General features: G+C 57.8%; 20 protein-coding genes. 10 read left to right on the forward strand and 10 right to left on the reverse strand.

What is annotated here, in order from left to right; all coding sequences use genetic code 11:
- Positions 1-7: 7 nt before the first annotated feature.
- Positions 8-1,018, reverse strand: coding sequence for a Gfo/Idh/MocA family protein (locus PV433_RS04540; RefSeq protein WP_332071008.1), 1,011 nt, complete (start codon positions 1,016-1,018; stop codon positions 8-10).
- Positions 1,015-2,022: a Gfo/Idh/MocA family protein gene (locus tag PV433_RS04545; RefSeq protein WP_332071009.1), complete on the reverse strand. Its 1,008-nt coding sequence runs from the start codon at positions 2,020-2,022 to the stop codon at positions 1,015-1,017. The genes PV433_RS04540 and PV433_RS04545 overlap by 4 nt, the downstream gene beginning before the upstream one ends.
- A 454-nt stretch (positions 2,023-2,476) precedes the next feature.
- Between PV433_RS04545 and PV433_RS04550 the strand changes: the two genes are divergently transcribed.
- Both PV433_RS04550 and PV433_RS04555 read left to right on the forward strand, forming a co-directional pair.
- On the forward strand, positions 2,477-3,445 hold the full coding sequence (locus PV433_RS04550) for a LysR family transcriptional regulator (protein WP_332071010.1): 969 nt from the start codon (positions 2,477-2,479) through the stop codon (positions 3,443-3,445).
- Entirely contained in the window at positions 3,442-4,221 is a 780-nt protein-coding gene (locus PV433_RS04555) for an MBL fold metallo-hydrolase (RefSeq protein ID WP_332071011.1), read from the forward strand. Before PV433_RS04550 ends, PV433_RS04555 begins: the two co-directional genes overlap by 4 nt.
- Positions 4,222-4,283: 62 nt before the next feature.
- On the opposite strand, the gene PV433_RS04560 is transcribed toward PV433_RS04555, so the two are convergent.
- The 5 genes from PV433_RS04560 to PV433_RS04580 all read right to left on the reverse strand — a co-directional run bounded on the left by PV433_RS04560 (position 4,284) and on the right by PV433_RS04580 (position 9,392).
- Positions 4,284-4,715 carry a methylglyoxal synthase gene (locus tag PV433_RS04560; RefSeq protein ID WP_190925040.1) on the reverse strand — a complete coding sequence of 144 codons (432 nt, stop codon included), beginning with the start codon at positions 4,713-4,715 and terminating at the stop codon, positions 4,284-4,286.
- An 802-nt stretch (positions 4,716-5,517) separates the two neighbouring features.
- Positions 5,518-6,276 carry an amidohydrolase family protein gene (locus PV433_RS04565; protein WP_332071012.1) on the reverse strand — a complete coding sequence of 253 codons (759 nt, stop codon included), beginning with the start codon at positions 6,274-6,276 and terminating at the stop codon, positions 5,518-5,520.
- Positions 6,277-6,313: 37 nt separating this feature from the next.
- Positions 6,314-7,063 carry an amidohydrolase family protein gene (locus PV433_RS04570; RefSeq protein ID WP_332071013.1) on the reverse strand — a complete coding sequence of 250 codons (750 nt, stop codon included), beginning with the start codon at positions 7,061-7,063 and terminating at the stop codon, positions 6,314-6,316.
- 65 nt (positions 7,064-7,128) lie between these two features.
- Positions 7,129-8,358: an aminotransferase class III-fold pyridoxal phosphate-dependent enzyme gene (locus PV433_RS04575; RefSeq protein WP_332071014.1), complete on the reverse strand. Its 1,230-nt coding sequence runs from the start codon at positions 8,356-8,358 to the stop codon at positions 7,129-7,131.
- Positions 8,359-8,594: 236 nt separating this feature from the next.
- Complete coding sequence (locus tag PV433_RS04580) at positions 8,595-9,392, reverse strand: carbon-nitrogen family hydrolase (protein WP_332071015.1); 798 nt, start codon at positions 9,390-9,392, stop codon at positions 8,595-8,597.
- A gap of 170 nt (positions 9,393-9,562) precedes the next feature.
- Here PV433_RS04580 and PV433_RS04585 point away from each other — a divergent pair, with 170 nt between their 5' ends.
- Complete coding sequence (locus PV433_RS04585; protein WP_332071016.1) at positions 9,563-10,765, forward strand: pyridoxal phosphate-dependent aminotransferase; 1,203 nt, start codon at positions 9,563-9,565, stop codon at positions 10,763-10,765.
- A 72-nt stretch (positions 10,766-10,837) separates the two neighbouring features.
- Here the strand turns inward: PV433_RS04585 and PV433_RS04590 are convergent, their stop codons facing one another.
- Positions 10,838-12,745, reverse strand: a complete 1,908-nt coding sequence (locus tag PV433_RS04590; RefSeq protein WP_332071017.1) for an outer membrane protein assembly factor BamB family protein — start codon at positions 12,743-12,745, stop codon at positions 10,838-10,840.
- Positions 12,746-13,318: 573 nt separating this feature from the next.
- On the opposite strand from PV433_RS04590, the gene proB reads away from it, so the two are divergent.
- From proB to PV433_RS04625, 7 genes are all read left to right on the forward strand, one after another.
- Positions 13,319-14,425 (forward strand): glutamate 5-kinase, encoded by a 1,107-nt coding sequence (proB, locus tag PV433_RS04595; RefSeq protein WP_332071018.1) that lies wholly within the window; start codon positions 13,319-13,321, stop codon positions 14,423-14,425.
- A gap of 8 nt (positions 14,426-14,433) precedes the next feature.
- Positions 14,434-16,167, forward strand: coding sequence for a proline--tRNA ligase (locus tag PV433_RS04600; protein ID WP_332071019.1), 1,734 nt, complete (start codon positions 14,434-14,436; stop codon positions 16,165-16,167).
- Positions 16,168-16,250: 83 nt separating this feature from the next.
- The gene (locus PV433_RS04605; RefSeq protein WP_332071020.1) at positions 16,251-17,498 is read left to right on the forward strand and encodes a glutamate-5-semialdehyde dehydrogenase; all 1,248 of its coding nucleotides are present in this window, start codon (positions 16,251-16,253) and stop codon (positions 17,496-17,498) included.
- A gap of 86 nt (positions 17,499-17,584) precedes the next feature.
- Positions 17,585-18,457 (forward strand): pyrroline-5-carboxylate reductase, encoded by an 873-nt coding sequence (proC, locus tag PV433_RS04610; RefSeq protein ID WP_332071021.1) that lies wholly within the window; start codon positions 17,585-17,587, stop codon positions 18,455-18,457.
- A gap of 3 nt (positions 18,458-18,460) precedes the next feature.
- Positions 18,461-19,744, forward strand: a complete 1,284-nt coding sequence (locus PV433_RS04615; protein WP_332071022.1) for a 2,3-diketo-5-methylthiopentyl-1-phosphate enolase — start codon at positions 18,461-18,463, stop codon at positions 19,742-19,744.
- Positions 19,741-20,406: a 2-hydroxy-3-keto-5-methylthiopentenyl-1-phosphate phosphatase gene (locus PV433_RS04620; protein WP_332071023.1), complete on the forward strand. Its 666-nt coding sequence runs from the start codon at positions 19,741-19,743 to the stop codon at positions 20,404-20,406. The genes PV433_RS04615 and PV433_RS04620 overlap by 4 nt, the downstream gene beginning before the upstream one ends.
- 1 nt (position 20,407) lies before the next feature.
- Complete coding sequence (locus PV433_RS04625) at positions 20,408-21,052, forward strand: methylthioribulose 1-phosphate dehydratase (protein WP_332071024.1); 645 nt, start codon at positions 20,408-20,410, stop codon at positions 21,050-21,052.
- Positions 21,053-21,141: 89 nt separating this feature from the next.
- Here PV433_RS04625 and PV433_RS04630 read toward each other — a convergent pair whose 3' ends face one another.
- Positions 21,142-21,828: a DnaD domain-containing protein gene (locus PV433_RS04630; protein ID WP_332071025.1), complete on the reverse strand. Its 687-nt coding sequence runs from the start codon at positions 21,826-21,828 to the stop codon at positions 21,142-21,144.
- 19 nt (positions 21,829-21,847) lie between these two features.
- Entirely contained in the window at positions 21,848-23,140 is a 1,293-nt protein-coding gene (asnS, locus tag PV433_RS04635; RefSeq protein WP_332071026.1) for an asparagine--tRNA ligase, read from the reverse strand.
- Positions 23,141-23,148: the final 8 nt, after the last annotated feature.

Raw genomic sequence — 23,148 nt, forward strand, 5'->3', positions numbered from 1 at the left:
CGCACCATTAGTCCCCGTTAGAGGGAATTGCGACGATTCTCCGCTCGGCTGCCGACAGATAAGCGGCTTCCATCAGCTGCGTCAGCGCCAGCCCGTGCCCGATCGGAATCGCCGTCGGCTTGTCATACAAAACGTAGTCGACCCACTGGTCGAGCGGCGCCTGCATACCCGCAGGCAGCCTCTCCGGCTTGATCCAGCCCGGACAAGGACCGGCCGGCAGAAGCGAGCTCCGAATCTCCGCGTCCTTGCCGATCAGGAGGCAGCCCTCCGTGCCGTAAATTTCCACCAAAGCGGGGGAATGCCGGCTCGCAAACCCCGCTTCCACAACCGCCATGCAGCCGTCCCGGTATTGCATCGTAACGACGGCGTTGTCCTCCACTTCCCTGCCGGTCACATAGCCGAACTGGGCGGATACCGATTCGGGCATCCCGAGAAAATGATAAACCAGCACCATCGGATGAGCGCCGAGATCGATCAGCGCCCCGCCTCCGCTAGATTCCCGGTCGACAAAATGCGGAGGCAGCCAGCCATCCGGAGCACCTTCCCGCGGCAGCAGCCCGTCGTGGGCCAGACGCATCCGAACGTACGTGATCCGTCCGAGCAGCTCCAGCACTTGCTTGGCGTACAGCGTCTTCTCATCGCCAAGCTTCGGCAGCGAGACGGTCAGCTTTACGCTCCTTCGCCCGGCAGCGGCAATGATCCGGTCCGCTTCCTCGGTTCGCAGAGCCAGCACTTTTTCGGTGAAGATGTGTTTCCCGGCTTCGGCCGCAGCGATGATCACTTCCGGATGTTTGGCGGTCGGAGCGTTTACAATAACCGCATCCACTTCCTCGCTTGCAAGAACCGCATCCAGATCGCTGTAAAAAGGCACGTTCAACTGTCCGGCGAACCGGCTGCCGCGGGCGGCGTCCTCGTCCCAGACCGCGACGATGGAACAATCGGTCCTCTCCGACAATTTTTTGGCGTAACCCGGCGCATGTACGTGCCAGAAGCTGAGTATGGCGATCCGAAGCTTCATGACGACACCTTCCTTCCCAGATCGGTTCGATCGACCGGACCGGGTTGGTACCCCGCCGCCTCATAGATCGCTTCGGTAAACTTCACGACTTTCAGCGCGTACTCGCCGGACACCATCACTTCGCGCCGGCCGATTATCGCATCGATAAAGCTGCTGTCGGGATCGGTCTCGGCTTCGGGAAGCCGGGGCTGGACCGGATCTTCTCCGTACCGGTGCAGCGTAATGACGCCGTTGTCATAAAAGATGCCGCCCGACTCGCCGATAAAGGCATAGGTTTCCTTCAGCTTCTGCAGCGGCGCGTTTCCGATAATATTCATCGTTCCGATGACGCCCTGATCGTAGCGGATGCTGGTCAGCGTATCGACTTCCACCGGAGACCCGTAACACTCCAACTGAACCGTCACCGACTGCGGCGTCAGATTCGTCGTCCATAGCAGGACATCGATAATATGGCTGCCGGAATCCATCAGCATGCCGCCCCCGGACAACGCGGGATTTTGCCTCCACGTCCCTTCCTGGGACTTCTTCCAATTTTGGTACAATGCCGCCTGAACGCTTGTCAGCTTGCCGATCGTTCCGTCCTGGATCGCTGAACGGATATACAGAAACGGCGGCAGAAAATGACGCTGGAACGATACTTGCAATACTTTGCCGCACGATTCCGATAAAGCGATCAACCGTTCCGCTTCCGCCGAGCTGCAAGTCATCGGCTTCTCGACCAGCACGTGCTTGCCTGCCGACAGCGAGTCCCGGATATGCCCGTAATGCAGCGTATGCGGCGAACAAATGACGACCGCATCCAGCACCGTGTCGTTCAACATGTCCGTGTGGCTGTCGAACTCCTGCACTTGATCCAGCCCGAACTTTTCCTTGAGAAAAGACCGGCTCCCCACTCCCGGATCGGCCAGCGCCACAATCCGCACCTCCTCCAACCGGGACATTCTCAAAACATGACTGTGAGCGATGTTGCCGCAGCCGATTATTCCAACTCGTATAGGACTCATGTCCAATCCCCCTCTTGCCGATGATGATGTTGATTATACAGAGCGGGCCGAAGCGCGGACAATGCAATCTGATGCCCTCCGGCTGCACTTTCATTACCTCATCCGGCAGGTTGCGCTATGGAAGATATCAAATTACTACAAAACGGGAAGGACCGAGCGGTATCAATCGCCAAAAGGGAGAGCACTCCCGTTTCCTGACGGAAGATTTGAACGGGGGCTCTTGTATGGTATACAGTATAAGTGCGAGTTCAAAAAGTCCGGTTTTCAGCACCGAGAAGATGGGATGAAGCTAGGAAATGAGGAGCGGAGCGTAGTGGCAGCTTTTGTGAGCACCGGAAGTTCCGGCAGAATGCCATATTCGATGTCGAGTTGGCTTCCTGATCTGCTTCGTGATCAAAGTGGACTTTTTGAACAACCTCTATAAGGATGGAAATGTTGCGAAGGGGGAAGCCGCATGGAATTCAGGCAGTTGCAGTACGCCATTCAAATCGCCGCAGAGAAAAACTTTTCGCGCGCCGCCGAAAAGCTGCACATCGCCCAGCCTTCGCTTAGCCAGCAGCTGTCCAAGCTGGAGAAGGAGCTCGGAGTGCTGCTGTTTCACCGGAACACGAACTCGGTTGAACTGACGCATGCCGGAGCGGTATTCGTGGATAAAGCGCAGAAAATTGTCGACATGGTCGGGGAAATCCGGCAGGAAATGGACGACATCTCCCAGCTTCGCAAAGGGAAGCTGATTATCGGGAGCATGCCGATTACCGGCGCTCATATGCTGCCTCATATTCTCCCCGTGTTCCAGGAACGGTACCCGGATATCGAAATCGCCCTCGTCGAAGAAACGTCGGCGAACTTGACGCAGCTTACTTCGGAAGGCAAAACCGACTTCAGCCTGCTGGCGCTTCCTCTGCAGGAGCAATCTCTGGAGTATGAGGTGTTGATCGACGAGGAGCTGCGGCTGGCGGTGCCGCGGAACCATCCCGCCCTATCCGGCCGATCCGCCGACGGGACGGTCGATTTGGCTTCCTTTTCCAGCGAGCCGTTTATTTTGCTGAAGAAAGGGCAGGGCTTGTATCAGACGGCGATCGATTTATGTCTGGCTGCCGGTTTTACGCCCCGTATCGCCTTCGAGAGCAGCAACATTGAAACTGTGCAATCGCTTGTTGCCGCAGGCATGGGCGTCGCTTTCATCCCCGCGATGGTCGAGAGGGGTAAATGGAGCGAGATGGCGCCCGCCTATTTGACCGTTAGCGGGAGGCCGGCCCGGACGCTCGTCATCGCGCGGCGCAAAGGCCGCTACATGTCGAAGGCGGCTCAGGCGTTCATCGGCACGATGCACGAGCTGGTCGGCCAATCCGCAAGCCGGCGCTCCGGCGCGCCAAGCGGCAAGCCGGGTGCGGACCCGCTGCAGGAAGGAACGGAAGCATGACGGAACATTTAACCTTTCTGGGGACGGGAGATTCGATGGGCGTGCCGCGTTCCTACTGCGATTGCGGAATCTGCTCGGAAGCGCGGTCGACGGGTCATAACCGGAGGTTCCGCTCTTCGGTGATGATCCATACGGACGAGGGAGATCTGCTGCTGGACTGCGGGCCGGACTGGCCGGCGCAGATGGAGCTGCTGGGCAAGCGGCTGCTCGAACACGTCCTGATCACGCACCCGCATCACGACCATATCGCCGGCTTGCCCGAATGGCTGGACGCTTGCCGGTGGACCGGAAGCCGCGGAACCGTATATGCGCCCGAGTCCGCATTCGGGACGATCCGCAGCCAGTACCCTTGGCTGGAGCGGCGGCTCACTTACGTTCCCAACGACCGGGGCATGCATTTCGGCGGATGGTTCATTGTTCCGTGGGAAGTGTGTCACGGCCAGAACGGCACTTCGTACGCGTACCGCTTCGAAAAAAACGGCTACGCCTGGGCGTATTGCTCCGATGCGATCCGGCTGACCGAACAACAAAAAAAGCCGCTTCACGGCTTGAACATGCTTGTGCTCGGCACCAATTTCTACAAAGAGACGGCCGATCCGGCCACGCGCTCCGTTTACGATATGACCGAAGCGGTCGAACTGCTGCGGGAAGTGAAGCCGCAGGCCGTTTATTTTACGCATATGTCTCACGGGGTCGATATCGATGCCGCCTATCCGCTGCCTCCGAATGTCACACTGGCCCGGCTCGGCATGAGGGTCGATCTGGGACATCGGTAGGCGCCCGCCGCTCTCCTCGGGACTGCGGACATCCCGGGGAGTTGTCTGGACCGCTGCCGCCGTTACCCTTCCGTTCCGCTTCTGCGTTCAAGCCGGTACCGGTGTACGATATTTCTCCAAGCCAGGTCGTGCCTCTCGAGCGATTTCACTAACAGTTCGGCAGTCGCGATATTCGTCGCCACCGGCACGCATTGAACGTCGCACAGCCGCAGGAGCGCGGTGACATCAGGCTCGTGCGCCAGTGCGACAAGCGGGTCGCGAAGGAAGATGACCGCGTCGATCTCGTTTTGCGCGACCAACGCTCCGATCTGCTGATCGCCGCCAAGCGGCCCCGCCTTTAATTTGTACACGTGAAGCTTCGCTTCCTCGGCAATTTTCTGCCCGGTCGAACCGGTTGCGAACAACGAGTGCTGGGAGAAAATCTTCTCATACGCGATCACCAGGTTCACCAATTCTTCCTTCTTCACATCGTGCGCGATTAAAGCGATATTCATACAATCCTCTCCCTTCAACCTCTAATATTTGTAAGTTATTATAACGCAACAAATGTTTATGTTCGAATTTTACAACATTCTTTTTGAAAATTCAATACATTATGTAAGGTTATATGACATTAAATGCAATTATTTTTCATTGAATTGTTTATATGTTATTTAATATAACATATTAAACCATCCGAAGAAGAACCCGAATTTTGCAAACAACTTTTACTAGCCTTTATCGGAAAGTTCATCTCCACCCCTGTGTCGTCCGACTTGGATTGGGCTGAAGCAGGAACGTTTCAATTCGCGCGACGGCTGCTCCATCTTTTTCAGCCGCCGAACTGGCTGGTCACCTTCGTCTTTCCGATCGCCACACTCGGCGTATTTTGCATGAATCAGTCGAACGAAATCTGTTAATGGTAGTCAGCGGGAAACAGCGATATCGTACTTATCGGCTAGGTTGGGAGCGGAAATAGTGAACGGTGTATACGAACAAACTCTAACGGACACAGCGGCCGTTATTGTGATGAATTTCGATCCATTTGAATTCTAACGGACATGGATGCAACTATTTGGTGAGAAATGTTACTTTTAGAGGTGGTTCGGAGTAAATAAGCGCTGTGGTGACCGTTACATTTTCAAAAACTGTTTTTTAGCGAAATAACCTCCACCATGTCCGTTAGAGTATGGTTTAGCTTACATTCCGGGCTCATCTTTGCTTTAATACGGTGAAGAACATAAACATTTTGATCTCTCAACGAAAAGGAGACTGCTCTATGCAGTCTCCGCTTTCCTAAAGCTTATTCCTTTTATTTTATTTCTCCAAAGCCTTCACATTGCCCAAGAAAATCGCCCGTTTCGTTTCCTCCGGAATATCCACCATATCAACCACGCAATGAGAGCTTTTCAAGCAGTACAGCGGATGCTGGGAGCCGTACATGATTTTCCCGGCAGGGATTACCTTCAGCAGTTCTTCGAGCACGAACACTTTATCTTTCAGCCCCGACGTGTCTATGAACAGCCTCGGCAACTCGTTAATTTCCTGCTTCATGGCCGTAATTTCGCCGAAACGGATATTCAAAATGACAATATCCAAATCCGGTTGGCCAGATACGAACGTTTGCAGGGAGGCGACTTCAAGCGGCTTCGGCTTCATCAAGTAATCCAAACGCTCGTCTTCCATCCGTTTCGTTACAAATAGCGGCAGCCGGTGTTTCTTCAGCGCCTCGCACAGCTCGGCCACAGGCGCCGTATTCAGATCGTAATCGTGATAAGTCGGATAAATGCGAACTCCTTGTATGCCGAACCTGGCGATTCCATCCTCGATGTCGCGCTGCCAGCCGGGCAAGGTCGGGTTTACAGTCAGTACATGTTTGTACTCCGTGCCGCCGATCAGCTCGTGCAGCTCCTCATCCCCTTCGAACGGATCGTTATAAAAGATGCTGTTCAAGGAAGCGACATAACCGCCCGTTATCTGATTGTCCTGATGAACTTTCCTCAGATCGGCGAGCGTATTTTTGCGAATTTTACGAAACGGCCAATGGCCGAGTAATGCGTTAACGTCCGTATTCAACCGTGTTCCCCTCCTGGCGTGTGTAACCGGTGCGGCGTTATCCAACCTTCAAGCTGCGGTCGAACAGTTCCAGCGCGTTTTTGTAGTAAATCCGGTCTTTGTCTTCCTGCGACAGATCCGCTTCTTCCACTTGGCCGTAATTCACCAGATAGGTGATCGGCATATCGGAACCGAACACGATCCGGTCCGCTCCGACCCGCTCCACTGCATAATCGACGTCGTCCCGGCGGAACGGGGTTCCCGAGAAATCGTGCCATACGTTGCGCAAGCCCCGCACCGCTCTGATCCCATGATAGCAGTTGCCGCCAAAATGTGCCATAAGCAGCTTCGCTTCCGGATAACGCCGCGCCAGATTGGCCACATGAATACCCGTCGTCTCGTAGGTCAGCTGATCGACCGCCTTGTGAAACGAATGGATCAGGATCGGGATATTAAAGTCGATGCATCGCTCAACAAGCGGAAATACGCGCGGATCGTCGCAAAACGTCGCCACCCACAGCTTCATTCCGTTCATGCCGTACTGCTCGATTCCCCGGTTCAACACATCCAGCGCGTTCGCATGCGCCGGACTTACGTAACAATACCCTTCCACCATCCCAGGCTGTTCCTTCATAAATCGGAATACATCCGCATTTAATTGCCCGACTTCCGCTTCATCCGGATAATGCGACTTCAGTCCGGACACGTGAATCTTCGATATTCCGAACAGATCGCACGCCCTCAGAAGCTCCCGTGTGCTGTTCTCGTAGTCCCCGCCCCATATGTGCGTGTGTGCGTCTATGATCATCGGTGTCACCGCTTTCCTGTATGCAGCATGCTTCATGATTGGGATTCAACTCGGCAAGCTGTTCCTTATTCGCCTTCCAGCTCCGAGCAAGCCCGGTCCAAACGTTCCAGCGTTTCCTCGATATCGGCGTCTTTGTGGCTGAAGTTGACATAGGAAACGTTGTACAACGATACGCCGTTCCGGTACGCGGCGCGAAAAAAGCGCTCTTTAACCGCAAGAGCGGCGCCGCCAGTCAGCGTAAACGTCGGACAAGGCCAAAAGCCTTTCAGTTCGATCGGAATTTGGCGTGAAGCGAAGATCGCGTTTAACCCGCCCCACAGCTTCTCCCCTTGCTTCCACAGATGACCGACAACATCCTGCTCTTTGTATACGCCGATCGTCGCTTTCGAAGCGGCCAGCGACAACGTTTCTCCGCCGAACGTGCTGGAGATGACCGTGCCTCCCCGGTCGCATGCCGACATCACTTCTTTGGAGCCGACGTAAACGGAAAGCGGCATGCCGTTCGCCATACCTTTGCTGAATACCGCCAGGTCCGGCTTCACGCCGAAATATTGCTGAACGCCGCCGATCGCGATCCGGAAGCCGGTAACGATCTCGTCATATATCAGCAGCGCGCCGTGTTTGCTCGTCAGCTCGCGAACCGCCTTGTAATACGATTCGCCCTTCTCCATCTCCGCATAATCCGCGGCGATGATGACGGCCGCAATATCGCTGCCGATATGGTCGAACCATTGTTCCAAGGCGGCGATATCGTTCCATCCGGCCGCATGGTGAAGTTCGCCGAGCGCTGCCGGTACGCCCGGGATGCCGCGTCCCGACGACGGCTGTCCAGGCAGCGCCTGTCCTCCGCCGGCGAGGGCATTCAGCCAGCCGTTGTAGCCGACCTGCACAATATGCTCGCGCCCCGTATAGGCACGCGCAATCCGGATGGCCGCGGCCAACGCTTCTCCGCCCGTCTTCAGAAACCTCGCCTGCTCCGCGCAAGGAATCATTTCGCGCAAAAGCTCGGCAACCTCCGCTTCCAACGGATGCGGGTGACCGAAAATGATCCCGCTCTCCAACTGCCGGCGGATCGCCTCGTCCACGTCAGGGTACTGATAGCCGAGCGTAATCGGGCCGAGACCGTTGCGATAATCGATAAACTCCTTACCATCCGCATCCCATACGCGGCAGCCTTTGCCTTTCACTATAACGGCAGGCTCTTCCGGAAGCATGGAGGGCGCCTTCGAGCACGTACTCGAGCCCCAAGGGATCGACTGGCCCAGCCGTTCATGCCACTGCATCGAAGTTGTCATCGTTTTTCTCTCCCCATGGTCATAATACGACTTCACGATACATCGGAATGAAATGTTCAATTATACCTGTTTCCAACCTGTATACTATTGAAACACATTCGAGAGCGGCTGACAACTGTCGTATCCTTCCTTAATCGGCTCATCTTCCGCGCCAAGCCGCCTCAGGCGCAGCGATAGCACCGTTTTCTCACAACAGGAGGGCATCCGCCGCATTTCTCGGATACCCTCCATCTGAGTCAGTACAATTCGGGACGGCGGTCCGCAAACACGGGAATCGTCGCCCTCACTTTATCCACAACAGTCAAGTCGAGATCGGCGGTCAAAATCTGTTCCGACTCGTCCCCTTCCGTTAAAATTTCCCCCCAAGGGTCGATCACCATCGAATGCCCGAAAAACGAAGTCGTCCCGCTCGTTCCGACGCGGTTGCACGCAACGACGTACATCTGGTTCTCGATCGCCCTCGCGGTCAGCAGCGTCCGCCAATGATGAAGTCTCGGATGCGGCCACTCCGCCGGCACGAACAGCACCTTCACCCCGTCCAGCGCGAGGCGTCTGCTCAGCTCCGGGAACCGGATATCGTAGCAGATCATCATCCCCGCGGGCACGCCGTCCAGCTCCAGCTTGCCGAGCGTATCGCCGGCGGTCAAATATTTCTCCTCGTCCATCAGACGGAACAGATGGATTTTCGAATATTCCCCCGCCTCCCGGCCTTCCCGGTCAAAGGCGTATATCGTGTTGCGCACTTGATCGCCATCCAGCTCGGCCACCGAACCCGCTACGATATTGACGCCGTGCTTCCGGCAGAAGGCGGAGATGAACGCTTTCGTCCGTTCGCCGTCACGGTCGCCGATCTCGCGAATCCGATCCAGCGCGTAGCCGGTGTTCCACATCTCCGGAAATACGATCACATCCGGCTTGCTCTCCGCTTGTACGCACGACTCCAGCAGCTCGGACAGCTTGGCGAAATTGGTTTCGGGCTCCCCGATGGCGATATCCATTTGCAAAATAGCGACTTTTAATTGTTGTTCCGACATGTTGGACTTCCCTCCGTTTCCATATAAGCTCTATCATAGACGATCCGGCAGGCGGGGAGCAACGCCCTTCTGGATGACCCGCGCGAAATACCGGTTGGAAAAAATGTTCGGTCCGGGTATAATCAAACATATCGCCTTATTAAAAAGTCTACAATCCGGAGTGAAATACAATGAATTTACCCGTCCATTCGCCGGCCGCCTTCCCGATTCGGGCCGCAGATCGGCTCAACCGGCTCCCTACACAGTTTTTCGCTTCCCTCGTCAGCAAAGTGAACCGGCAAATTGCGCTTGGCCATGACGTCATTAATCTGGGACAGGGCAATCCCGACCAGCCGACTCCCGGTCATATCGTAACCGCCCTTCAGGAAGCGGCTCCCGATCCGCTGTACCATAAATATCCGCCGTTCAGCGGCTTTTCGTTTCTGAAGGAAGCGATAGCGAAACGGTATTTGGAAGATTACGGCGTCCGGCTCGATCCCGAGACCGAAGTCGCCATCCTGTTCGGCGGCAAGACGGGACTTGTCGAGATCAGCCAGTGTCTGCTGAACCCGGGCGATGTGTGCCTCGTGCCCGATCCCGGCTATCCGGACTACTGGTCCGGCGTGGAGCTGTCCGGCGCCCGGATGGCATTTATGCCGCTTCTGGAGAGCAACGGCTTCCTGCCCGAATACTCGGCCTTGTCGCCAAACGATGTGAAGCTCGCCAAGCTGATGTTTATCAACTATCCGAACAATCCGACGGCGGCGGTCGCGTCCGCCGGGTTTTATGACGATACGATCCGTTTCGCGGCAGAGAACGGAATTGTCGTCGCCAGCGACTTCGCATACGGCGCGATCGGTTTCGACGGCCAGCGTCCAATCAGCTTCCTGGAACGTCCGGGAGCGAAGGAAGTCGGAGTGGAATTTTACACGTTGTCCAAAACGTACAATATGGCCGGATGGCGCGTAGGCTTCGCGCTCGGCAACGCGGAAGTCGTCCGGTTGATCAATCTGATCCAGGACCACTATTATGTCAGCTTGTTCGGAGGCATCCAGGCCGCTGCGGCCGCCGCGCTAACCGCGCCGCAAGATTGCGTCGCCGCCTTGAACGCTACCTACGAGAGCCGCCGCAACGCTTTGTTCGGCGCTTTGTCGCGGATCGGCTGGGAGGCGACGCCGTCGGCCGGATCGTTTTTTGCCTGGCTGCCGGTTCCTAAGCCTTACACGTCTGCGGAGTTCGCCGATCTGCTGCTGAACGAAGCCCATGTCATGGTCGCTCCCGGAATCGGGTTCGGCACGCACGGTGAAGGGTATGTGCGCGTAGGTCTGCTTTCGTCCGAGGCGCGGCTGGAGGAAGCGGTAAGCCGCATCGGGAAGTTGAATTTGTTCCGTTAGAAGAAGAGGCAGCTTGACCGGAATGATGATATGCAAAGGAAAGGCGCCGAGCCCGAGAGCTTGGCGCCTTTTCTATGTGCGAACTTGCCCGCCTCCGTTATCCAGCCGATACTCGTAAAGCTCGGTCCCGCGCGTAAAATAAATCGTCCCTTCGGCATTTTGGGCGAAATAGGCGGCTTTGTCGGCAAGAATCTCGAAGGAACGTTCGCCGGGTTTGTAGCGGAACAATTGGCCAAGCGCCGTCCCGTACAAACAGCCGTCCTCGTGAAAGCGGATCGTGCCGCCGATCCAGCCGCTTTCGGGAAAATCCGGGTTAAAGCCTTCGAGCGGGACGATCTCAACCGTCTTGCGCTGCATCGGGTCGAACCGGAATAAGGCGCGATACGTCAGCCCCCACAACATCCCGTCCTCCGCTAATGCAATCGAATAGATAACCTTCGCCTCCGGTACCGGAACGCAGGTCCACCCCTTTTCGCGCTGATCCGCGTCGAATCGAAACAGGCTGGCCGCCGTTGTCTCCGGCTCCGTACCGAGACCGCCGTGTATCGACGTGCCGCCGTATAAAATGCCTTCCCGGTAGGCCAGGCATACGACGCTTTGATTGCCGGCGATATGCCGGTAGACATCGATTTTGCCCGTATCCGGATCGTACAGGGTCAGTGCGCCGCCATGCTGGCCGTAATAAGGAACGGTGCCGATGGCGAGCGCGTCTCCCGCGGCAACCATCGCAAACGGCCGGTCCTGATACCGGTCATTCAGCGCGAAAAGCTTGATCGGATTTACGTCTGCACGGTATTCCGCCTTCGGGTCGTACCGGTAGATTCGCGCTCCCGGATAAACGCCCGCATAGATGCTCCCCTTGAACTCCACCATGCCTTCCTGCTGGCCGAAGGTGCGGTATTCGGTCAGCCGCTCGGAGACCGGATCGTATTTGGCGAATCCGCCGCTGAAGAAACCTCCGACCCATAACGTGCCGTCCAATGACAACGTCAGCGTTTGCGCTTTGTTCGGCTGGCCGGGTACGTTCACCTCGACGTCTCTGCAATGGCCGGATTGCGGATTGTACACCCAGAAGTCCCCGTTCGTCTTGGCGCTGACGAGACTCCAGCCGGGATAATTGGCTTCTTCGAGCCGGACCCAGCCGAAGTCTTTGGCCCCTTGCACAGAAATATCGGTTGCGGCGAGCTCCTTCGTCTCCGGATCGTAACGGTGAAGCCTATTGCCGCGCACCAGATACAGCTTGCCGCTATCCGGAGACGGGCGGGATACATCGAGACCGGATGCGTCCGATATGGCGTCGGTCCACCTCTTCGCCCGTAAATCGTACACATGCAAAGTGTTGGACGGCACCGTTCTCGCAAATAACCACTCGCCGACTTTTGTGACGTCGTACACGGTCTGATCCTGTTCGTATCCTTCGGGGAACGGTATTTCCCGTTTGGCCCCGGATTCCGCGTCTACTTCGTACAGCCGGGCCCGCTGGGTGCCCACTCCGACGTAGATCGCGCCGCCGCCTGCGGCGATGCTCCGCGCATACTTCTCGCTGTCGGTCATCCGGCCGTAGTCGCGGAAACTTCCCTCAACCGGATCGTACCGGAACACTTTACCCCCGTCGTAAGTCCCGCCGTATATGCGGCCCTGTTCGTCGCAAGCCAGCCTCCAGACGAAGCTTTCTCCCGGTATCGGCCTGCCGAGGTTTTCGGCCTTGTCCGCACCCGGCCGCCAGCGGTGCAAATACCCTTGGGAGCTGCTCATATAGACGGCTCCGTCTGGAGCGACCGCCACTCCCCACGTATGGGTCGTTCCTTCCAGCTCCGCGCTTTGCAGAATACGCCCTGTTTGTACGTCGATCACATACAGCGTCGCGGTTTTGCCGCTCGACACCGCGTACACGTTCGGTCGTTCGGCTCCTTCCGGATCGTAGCCCGCAGCTGCGACCGCCACCGTATGGACCGGTGTTCCGAGATGCTTTTCAGCCATCGGTCTCGCCTTCTTTCCCTTCATCAGTCGGATGCCGTCAAGAAGTTATTCCGCAGTTCCCGATAGCACGGCTAACATCCGATCAAGAGTTCTTTTTCCGCCGATTTCCCGGCCGCCCTATTTCCTATACTTGTCAATTACTTGTATAACCCCTATTATATTGCCTGCTCCCGGTTCGTTTTGTCAATACCGGAAAGGGCGCGGATTCACGGCTCGTTTACCTTTACAAACCGGACTCCCCGTGTTATTCTATGTAGTAACCATTTCGATATGTTAGATAACGTGATGACGGGACCAGTAGGATAGAACCGACGCGCCCAGAGAGTAAATTCCGCCGGCTGAGAGAATTTACCGCGAACGTCTTGCCGAACCCACCCCCGAACGGTCAGCGACGAGCTGAACAGCCCCTGCTGTTATCAGGGATCAAGAGGGATGACGGCCGCAGTCTGTCATCCGAATTAAGGTGGTACCGCGGAAGCCGGACTTTCGTCCTTACATGGACGAGAGTCTTTTTGTTTTTTCCGGAACATGCGGCCACCCGCCATTACACCATAGCAAGGATGGGATTTTCTCATGCAACAACGAATCGTGGTCAAAATCGGAAGCAGCTCGCTGACGTCGGACGAAGGCGGACTGAACCGCGACAAAATCGAATATTTCGCCGCAGAGCTGTCCCTCCTGCACAATGAAGGATACGAAGCCGTGCTCGTCACTTCGGGAGCGGTAGCGGCCGGGTTCCGCCAAATCGGATACGCCAAGCGGCCGAAGGCGCTGCATGAGAAACAGGCTTCCGCGGCCGTCGGCCAAGCGCTGCTCATGCAAAGCTACAATGAAGCGTTCGCCGCTCACGGGTTATCCGTCGCGCAAATTTTGCTCACCCGCTCCGACTTTTCCAACCGGAAACGAATCCATAACGCGCTTATGACGATGCAGGAGCTGATCGCCCACCGGGTCATCCCGATCATCAACGAAAACGACACCGTCTCCGTCGATGAACTGAAGTTCGGCGACAACGACTCGCTTTCCGCGCTGGTCGCCAATCTGCTGAAGGCGCAACGGCTGGTCATCATCACCGACACGGACGGCCTGTACACCGAAGATCCCCGCAAAAACAGCAATGCACAGCGGATCGACCGCGTCGTCGAAATCAGCGAGGACATCTTCCGCATCGCCGGCGGCTCCGGATCTTCCGTCGGTACGGGCGGCATGCGCTCCAAAATCGAGGCGGCCCGGATCGCCACAAGCGGCGGCGTCCCCGTCTTCATCGGCCGGGCGGTCGAGCCCCGGGACTTGCTGGACGCGGTCGGCGACTGCGGCAGAGGCACTTATTTCGATACGAGCTCCCATACGCTCTCGACGAAGAAACAGTGGATCGGCTTCCATTCGAACCCGCAGGGCAAAGTCCAGATCGACGCCGGAGCGGAACGCGCTCTGATCGACGGAGGAAGAAGTTTGCTCCCGGCCGGCGTAACCGAGATCACGGGGGAGTTCCACCCGGGAGATGTCGTCGAGGTGACCGATATGCAAGGCCGGACACTGGGCCGGGGAGTCGTCAATTACGCTTCCTGGCAGCTCAAGGCGGTAGCCGGCCTGTCCACCGAGGAAGTGCGCAAGCGGGTTGAAGTCAGCCGGATTGAAGTCGTTCATCGCGACGAATGGATCGAAATAGCCGGGAGGTGAGTCTTGCCATGAGACAAAAACATCTGCTTATACCGACGCTTCGCGACGATCCGTCCGACGCGGAAACGAACAGCCACCGCTTTATGGTAAGGGCCGGGCTGATCCGTCAGCTGGCCGCGGGCGTATACTCGTACCTCCCTCTCGGCTACCGTGTCCTTCGCAACTTGGAGCGGATCATCCGCGAAGAAATGGATGCGGCCGGGGCTACCGAGCTGCTGCTTCCCGCCCTACATCCGTCTGAGCTATGGAAGGAAAGCGGCAGATGGGAGCAGTACGGCGACGAGCTGATGCGGCTTAGCGACAGGCAAGGCCGGGCATTCGCACTTGGAGCGACGCATGAGGAAGCGATCACCTCGCTTGTGCGCGACGAAGTGAAATCGTACAAAAAGCTGCCGATGACACTGTACCAGCTGCAGACGAAATTCCGCGACGAGCGGCGCCCCCGATACGGACTGCTGCGCGGACGCGAATTTCTCATGAAGGACGCCTACTCGTTCGACGCGACCGACGATGGGCTGGACCGAAGCTACCGGAGCATGTACGACGCCTACTCCGCCATTTTCGACCGCTGCGGTATTCGCTACTTGGCTGTCGAAGCCGATTCCGGTTCGATCGGAGGGACAGACACTCACGAATTTGTCGCCCTCTCCGGCATCGGAGAAGATACGATCGCCCACTGCGGCGAATGCGGCTATGCGGCCAATGTGGAACTGGCCCAGTCGGTCCCTCCCGATGCGGAACCGGCAACGGCAGCCGGCACCGATTCGGGACAGACGGAAGATCCGGCTGCGGGCCCGCAGCTGACCGATACCCCCGACATCCGTACGATCGCCCAATTGACCGCCTATCTCTCGATCCGGCCCGCTCAGATTATCAAATCGGTAGCGCTGCTGGTCGACGGCAAGCCGGTCGTAGCGCTTGTCCGAGGAGACCGCGAGCTGAACGAGACGAAAGTGAAGCGGCTGTTCGGCGCAACAAGCGTAACGATGATGAGCGAGGAGGACGTCGCCGCCAAACTTGGCTCGTACCCCGGCTATATCGGCCCGGTCGGGTTAGGTCCGGACGTCACGATCGCGGCGGACGAACAGATCCGCAGCATGACGGCTGCCGTCGTCGGAGCGAACGAGCCGGATCGTCATCTGACGGGAGTGGTGCCAGGACGCGATTTCCGTATCGATGCTTCCGGAGATCTGAGCACCGCCGTACCGGGCGACTTATGCCCCAACTGCCGCAAGCCGCTTCTGCTGGACAAAGGAATCGAGGTCGGCCACGTATTCAAGCTCGGCACCAAGTACAGCGAGCCGATGCGCGCCACCTTCCTGGATGATACGGGCAAACCCCGGCCGTTCCAGATGGGCTGCTACGGCATCGGCGTCTCCCGATTGCTTGCGGCGATTGTCGAGCAGCATCACGACGAAGCGGGTATCGTATGGCCGTCCTCTGTCGCCCCTTTCCACGTTCACCTGATCGTGGCCAGTTCCCGCGACGACACCCAGACCGCCTTGGCCGAGAAGCTGTACGACGAGCTGCGGCGGGCCGGTATCGACGTTCTGCTGGACGACCGGGACGAACGCGCCGGAGTCAAATTCGCCGACAGCGATCTGCTGGGCATCCCGATTCGGCTGACGGTCGGCAAGCGGGCGGCCGAAGGCGTAGTCGAATGCAAGCGGAGACGGGATTCCGAAGCCGTCCAGGTGGAGACCGGCAATTTGACGGCGTATATCCGGTCATTGGACGTATAGCTTTTGTTGCGCCAACGAATTGACACATACTTTGTAACGGGATTCGTACACGAATTGCGTTAATTACGGGGAGGAACCGACTGATGAGTGAAGTACGCGAAAAAGCGGCGCTGGCCAAAAAAGCGGCGCAAGCGATGAATCGATTGACGACAGAGCAGAAAAACGAAGCGCTGCTGATGATGGCGGACGCACTTGTAACCAATAGCGCCTCGATTATCGAGGCTAACGCGCGGGATCTGGAACGCGGCCGGGCGGGCGGAACTCCCGCTTCGATGCTGGACCGCCTTGCGCTGAACGATCAGCGGATCGAAGCGATCGCCCAAGGGCTGCGCGAGATCGTGGAACTGCCGGACCCTACGGGCCGGATTATCGAGGAAGCGACGCGGCCGAACGGTCTCGTCATCCGCAAGCTTAGCGTTCCGATCGGCGTCATCGGCATCGTGTACGAGGCTCGCCCGAACGTCACCGTCGATGCGGCCGGATTATGCCTGAAGACGGGCAACTCGGTCGTCCTGCGCGGAGGTTCCGCAGCGCTTGAATCGAACCGCCGGATTATCGAGGTCATGCATGAGGCGCTCTCCCGCTCCGCCTTGCCTCCCGAAGCGCTGCAACTGATCGAGAGCTCGGACCGCTCCTCCGTCGATGAGATGCTGAAGCTGAACGGTTTGCTGGACGTCATCATTCCTCGGGGCGGACGCTCGCTTATCCAGAATGTGGTCCAGAACGCCACGGTTCCGGTTATCGAAACCGGCGAAGGCGTCTGCCACACGTATGTCGACGACGTGGCCGATCCCGCAATGGCCGAAGCGATCGCGATCAATGCGAAAGTGCAGCGCCCTTCCGTCTGCAACTCGATGGAGACGCTGCTCGTCCACGAGCGGTTCGCAGGCGCCCATCTGGCTGCTCTGGCTGCCAGGCTGCAGGAGCTCGGCGTCGAACTGCGGGGCTGCCCCAAGAGCCGGATGCTGGTGCCGGGCATGGGCGAAGCGGCGGAGACCGACTGGGGCACCGAATACAACGACCTGATCTTGTCGGTGAAAGTCGTAAGCGGACTGGACGAAGCGCTGGACCATATCCGGCTGTACGGCACCTCCCATTCGGAGTGTATCGTAACCGAGAATACGGAGCGCGCGGAGCGATTCCTCGCGGAGATCGACGCCGCCGCCGTCTATCATAACGCTTCGACCCGTTTTACCGACGGTTTCGAGTTCGGATACGGCGCGGAGATCGGCATCAGCACGCAGAAGCTGCATGCCCGCGGACCGATGGGACTGCCTGCCCTGACTTCGACCAAATTTATCATACACGGAAACGGACAAATCCGCGGGTAACTCCAGCGGCCGTTTGCAAAACGGCCTTCGTTCAGTCATCATAAAAAGCGGACAGAACTAAAACCGCTGCGGAGGGAATTACGGATATGAGCCATACGCCTTTACAAGTAACCATCGGCTTTATCGGCGCCGGATCGATGGCCGAAGCGATATTGCGCGGCCTGATCGCTCCCGGCATCGCCGATCCGGACCGGGTATTCGCCTTGAACAGTCAAAACGACGAGCGGCTGGCCGAGCTTCGGAACAAATACGGCATCCGGACGACCCGAATGCCGGAGGAACGCGACCGGCTGATCTCCGAGGCGGACATTCTCGTGCTTGGCATGAAGCCAAAGGACGCCGCTGCGGGAATCGCCGACATCCGGCACCTGCTTCACCCCGGTCAGCTGATCGTCTCGCTCGTTGCAGGCTTTTCGATCGGCGCTATGGAACGCATCGTCGGCGGCGCTCAGCCGATCGTCCGCACGATGCCGAATACGTCTAGCACGATCGGACTCGGCGCGACCGGAATCAGCTTCTCCAACGCCGTTACGGCCGAGCAGAAAGAGACGTGTCTCACCTTGTTCCGGGCAATCGGCGAAGTGACCGTCATCGGGGAAGAAAGCTTCGATATCTTGACCGGCGTATCGGGGAGCGGACCCGCTTACCTGTACTATGTGATGGAAGCGATGATCAACGCCGGCGTCGAAGGCGGCTTAAGCGAGGAAGCGGCCCGTCTGCTGACGGCGCAAACCGTTCTGGGCGCCGCCCAAATGGTGAAAACTACAAACGAATGGCCGGGCGAGCTGCGCCGCAAAGTAACGTCTCCGAACGGAACGACCCAAGCCGCGATCGAAGTGCTCGAGGCGGGCCATGTGGGCGATACCGTTGCCCGGGCTGTCAAACGGGCGGCCGAACGGTCGCGGGAGATTAGCGATTCGCTCGCCGAACAGGCCGAGCAGTATGGAAAGCAGGTGTAACGATTGAACTCCTATTGTGTCGCGACTTACCGCTGTTACGACGCTCAAGCGGATTTTCATAAAAAAGCCCAGTCGATCGCCGTCGGCCTCACCGTAGGAAGCTGGACGGAGCTCCCTGCAGCCAAGCAAAAAGAGATGGAACAGCATCTCGGTCTGGTGTTATCCGTCGATGTGCACGAGCCGGGAGCGGCCGGGGACCAAGCTGCCGAGGGGCGGTACGCCGATATACGCATCGCTTATCCGGACATCAACTTCAGCGCCGATATCCCGGCTCTGCTCGTCACGGTGTTCGGCAAGCTGTCGATGGACGGCAAAATCAAATTGACCGACCTGCATTTCTCCCCTTCGTTCCTCAGCCGGTTCTCCGGTCCGAAGTTCGGCATCTCCGGCGTACGCGACTTGCTGGGCGTTCACGACCGGCCGCTGCTGATGAGCATCTTCAAGTCGGTCATTGGCCATGACCTGGCCGAGCTCGGGGAGCAGTTTTACGGCCAGGCCGCAGGCGGAGTCGATCTGATCAAGGACGACGAGATATTGTTCGAAAACCCGCTGACCCCGATCGAGAAACGGGTTCAAGTGTGCATGGAAGCCGCACGCAAGGCGCAGGAGACGACCGGGCAAAAGCTGCTGTACGCCGTCAACATCACCGGTCCGGCATCCAAGCTGGCCGATCAGGCCAAAAAAGCGATTGACGCCGGCGCCAACGCGCTGCTGTTCAACGTGCTCGCCTACGGCTTCGATACGCTGCGCGAGCTTAGCGCGGACCCGGACATCAACGTCCCGATCGCCGCACATCCGGCACTGGCAGGCGCTCTGTATCCGTCGCCGCATTACGGCATCTCGGCGTCGGTGCTGCTCGGCAAGCTGATGAGGCTGGCCGGAGCCGACCTCGTCCTGTTCCCGTCGCCTTACGGTTCCGTCGTCATGCCGAAAGAAGAGAACTTGGCGATTCAGCATGCGCTCGCAACCGAACGTCTCGCCCAAGACTACTTGTACGTTCCGGCAGGCAGTTCGGACGGACCGTCCGTTTCCTTGCGCACCAGCTTCCCCGTTCCGTCGGCCGGCATTCATCCCGGGCTCGTTCCGTGGATTATCCGCGACTTCGGCTCCGAGGTCGTCGTCAACGCCGGGGGCGGCATTCACGGGCACCCGATGGGAACCGCCGCGGGCGGACAAGCGTTCCGCCAGGCGATCGACGCGGTGAGACAAGGCGTCCCGCTGGCCGACTATGCAGGCAGCCATCCGGAGCTGAAAGCGGCCATCGACCGCTGGGGTGCGAAGGAATGAAAAAAACAATCATCTTTTGCGACTTCGACGGAACGATCACCGAGAGCGACAATATAGTAGCCATCATGAAGCATTTTAATCCGCCGGGGTGGGAGCCGCTCGTCGAGCAGGTCGTCAACCGGACGATGAGCATCCGGGAAGGGGTCGGGCGGATGTTCGACCTGCTCCCTTCCTCCGCGAAAGCCGAAGTGGCCCAATATGTTTTCGACACCGCCAAAATTCGCGCCGGATTCCCGAATCTGCTCGACTACTGCGATCGTGCGGACATCGAGTTTCTCGTCACCAGCGGGGGGATCGATTTCTTCCTGCTGCCGCTGCTGGAGCCGTTCCCGATCGCCAAGGACCATATTTATTGCAACGCCAGCGATTTCACCGGCGAGCGAATCCGCATCGTATGGCCGCATCCGTGCGACGACGAATGTCATACCGACTGTGGTATGTGCAAAACGACCGTCATCCGCCGTTATCCGAAGGAAGACTACTTCCGGATTCTGATCGGAGACAGCGTCACCGATTTTGAAGGAGCGAAGCTGGCCGATCTCGTCTTCGCCCGCTCGCACCTGATTACGAAATGCGAGGAGCTCGGCTTGCCGTACGTTCCTTTCGAGACGTTCCATGACGTCATCCGTCATCTCAATACGATTCAACAAGGAGAAGGTTAGATTGAACGAGCCTCTGTATACGCTGGAGCAGCGCCAGCAAGCGTTCACGAAGCTGCGGGAAGTCAAGACGGAATTCGCCTCGCGCGGCTGGTTCCCCGCCACAAGCGGCAACTTGTCGGTCCGCGTCGGGGAGTTTTCCCCCGAACAATTTACATTCGCCATCACGGCCAGCGGGAAGGACAAGTCCCAGCATACGCCGGAAGATTTCCTGATGGTCGATCAACGCGGACAGCCGATCGAGCCTACTCGGCTGAAGCCTTCGGCCGAAACGTTAATCCACTGCGAGATTTACCGGTTGACCGGCTGCGGCGCCGTATTCCACGTGCATACGGTATTTAACAACATCGTCTCCGAGCTGTACGCGGAACGGGGCAGCGTCCCGATCGAGCGGGTAGAGCTGATCAAAGCGTTTAACATCTGGCAGGAGGATGCGCAGATTGAAGTTCCCGTCCTCCCCAACTACGCGGATATTCCGAAAATCGCCGAGCTGGTGGAAGGCCGGATCGACCGCGCCATCCCGGGCATCGTCCTGAGAAATCACGGGATCTACGCATGGGGCGCGAACGTATTCGAGGCGAAGCGTCATCTGGAGGCGTTCGAGTTTCTGTTCGAATATGTGTACCGCTGGAAAGCGTTACATTTGTAGGTGTATCGTTAAAAAGCCCTCCGGCCCGTTGATCGGGACACGGAGGGCTTTTGCTTGAGCGAAGTCATCTCGCAGTAAAGGTTGCCCCGCTACCGGGCGCCTCTGAACTTCTGCGTATATTCTCTCGCCTGCTCGGGCGTCTGCACGCGGTTGCGGCTCCACTCCAGCAAGATCCGGTCGATATAGCGGAAATGAATAACACCGGCGAACACCGCCTCCTTGAGCGCGAACAAAATCAGCTCTTCCGGATACCGGTCGCGGTCGATCCATTGCGAGACGGTCTCGCATTCCATCGGCGTAAGCGGACGGGCGAACTCCTTCTCGAACACGGTGAAAATATCGGACTGTTCCGCCGGCGCCGCAGCGGCTTTCGCTGCTTGCTGCGAAGACGCACCGGACTGCTTCGCGTCTTCGATCCAGGCTGCTGCAAGCTTCCGGTACAGCGGCGACAGATTGTAGCGTTCGCTCAGCACCCCGCTGACCGGATCGGTCTCCCCGTCAATCTGCAGCATCTCTTCCTTAAGCAGCCGCTGGAGCGCCCTCAGCACCGACTCGTACGTTGCCGACATCCGGCTTTGCAGCTCCTCCGGTGTCGGAAAATCGTTGCTTTCCTTCTCCTTGAACTGAAACAGATGGATGAGCAGCATCGCTTCCATATCCGACAGCTTCAGCGCTCTGTACAGCTTCAGCAGCAGCGAAGGAACCGATACGCTGCCTTCGCGCATTGCCGCAGCCATCCCCCGCTCGATCTGCTTCCAGTCTACCCCTTTTGCCATTCAGCCAGCCTCCTTGCCGTTACGGGTACAGACGGTTCAACAAACGCGGAAACGGGATCGTTTCCCTTACATGTTCGAGCCCGCAGATCCAGGCGACCGTACGCTCCAGTCCGAGCCCGAATCCCGAATGCGGCACAGTGCCGTATTTGCGCAGGTCGAGGTACCAGCGGTACGCGTCCTCTCCCAGCTCATGCTCCTTGAAGCGCTGCTCCATCAGCATCGGATCATCGATCCGCTGGCTTCCTCCGATGATCTCCCCGTAACCTTCGGGCGCGATCAGATCGGCGCAAAGGACCACTTCCGGACGATCCGGTTTAGGCTTCATATAGAATGCTTTGAAGGAAGCCGGATAATGGGTAATAAACACCGGCTTATCGAACTGCTGCGCGATCTCGGTCTCGTGCGGCGCACCGAAGTCTTCGCCCCATGTAAAGGCGTGGCCTCGCTCCTGAAGCAGCTTGACGGCATCGTCATAGGTTATTCGAGGGAACGGGGCGCGCACGCTCTCCAGCTTCGATACGTCGCGTCCGAGCGTCTCCAGTTCTTTGCGGCAGTTGGCAACGACCGATTGCACCACATGAGATACGAACTGCTCCTGAATAACGAGGCTTTGTTCATGATCCACGAACGCCATCTCCGGCTCGATCATCCAAAATTCAATCAGATGGCGCCGCGTCTTCGATTTCTCCGCCCGGAACGTAGGGCCGAACGAGTATACTTTGCCGAGAGCCATCGCCGCCGCTTCCATATACAACTGCCCGCTCTGCGTCAAATAAGCGTCTTCGTCGAAATATTTCGTATGGAACAAATTCGTTGTCCCTTCGCAGGACGAAGGCGTCAGGATCGGCGGATCGACGAGGGTGAAGCCGTGTTCGTCGAAGTATCCTTGTATCGCCCGGATAATCTGCGCACGGATGACCATAATCGCCCGCTGTCTCGGGGAACGGAGCCACAAGTGGCGATGGTCCATCAAATAATCGACGCCATGCTCCTTAGGCGTAATCGGATAATCCTCGGAGATTTGGATCGTTTCGATTCCGCTTACCGTCAGCTCGTACCCGCTCTGGCTGCGCGCGTCCTCTCTCACTTCTCCGATTACGTACAGCGAGCTTTCCTGAGTAAGCTTGGCAGCCGCCTCCCAGACCGGTTCGGACACTTCGCTTTTGACGACTACCGCCTGAATGAAGCCTGTGCCGTCGCGAAGCTGCAAAAACTGGATTTTGCCGCTGGACCGTTTGTTGTACAGCCAGCAGCCGATCCGGACCGTATGCCCGGCATGTCGGTTCACTTCACGAATGGTACATTGCTCCATCGCTTACG

Origin of the sequence: Paenibacillus sp. GYB004 (genome assembly GCF_036577605.1) — a bacterium.
GTDB classification, from domain to species: domain Bacteria; phylum Bacillota; class Bacilli; order Paenibacillales; family NBRC-103111; genus Paenibacillus_AB; species Paenibacillus_AB oceani.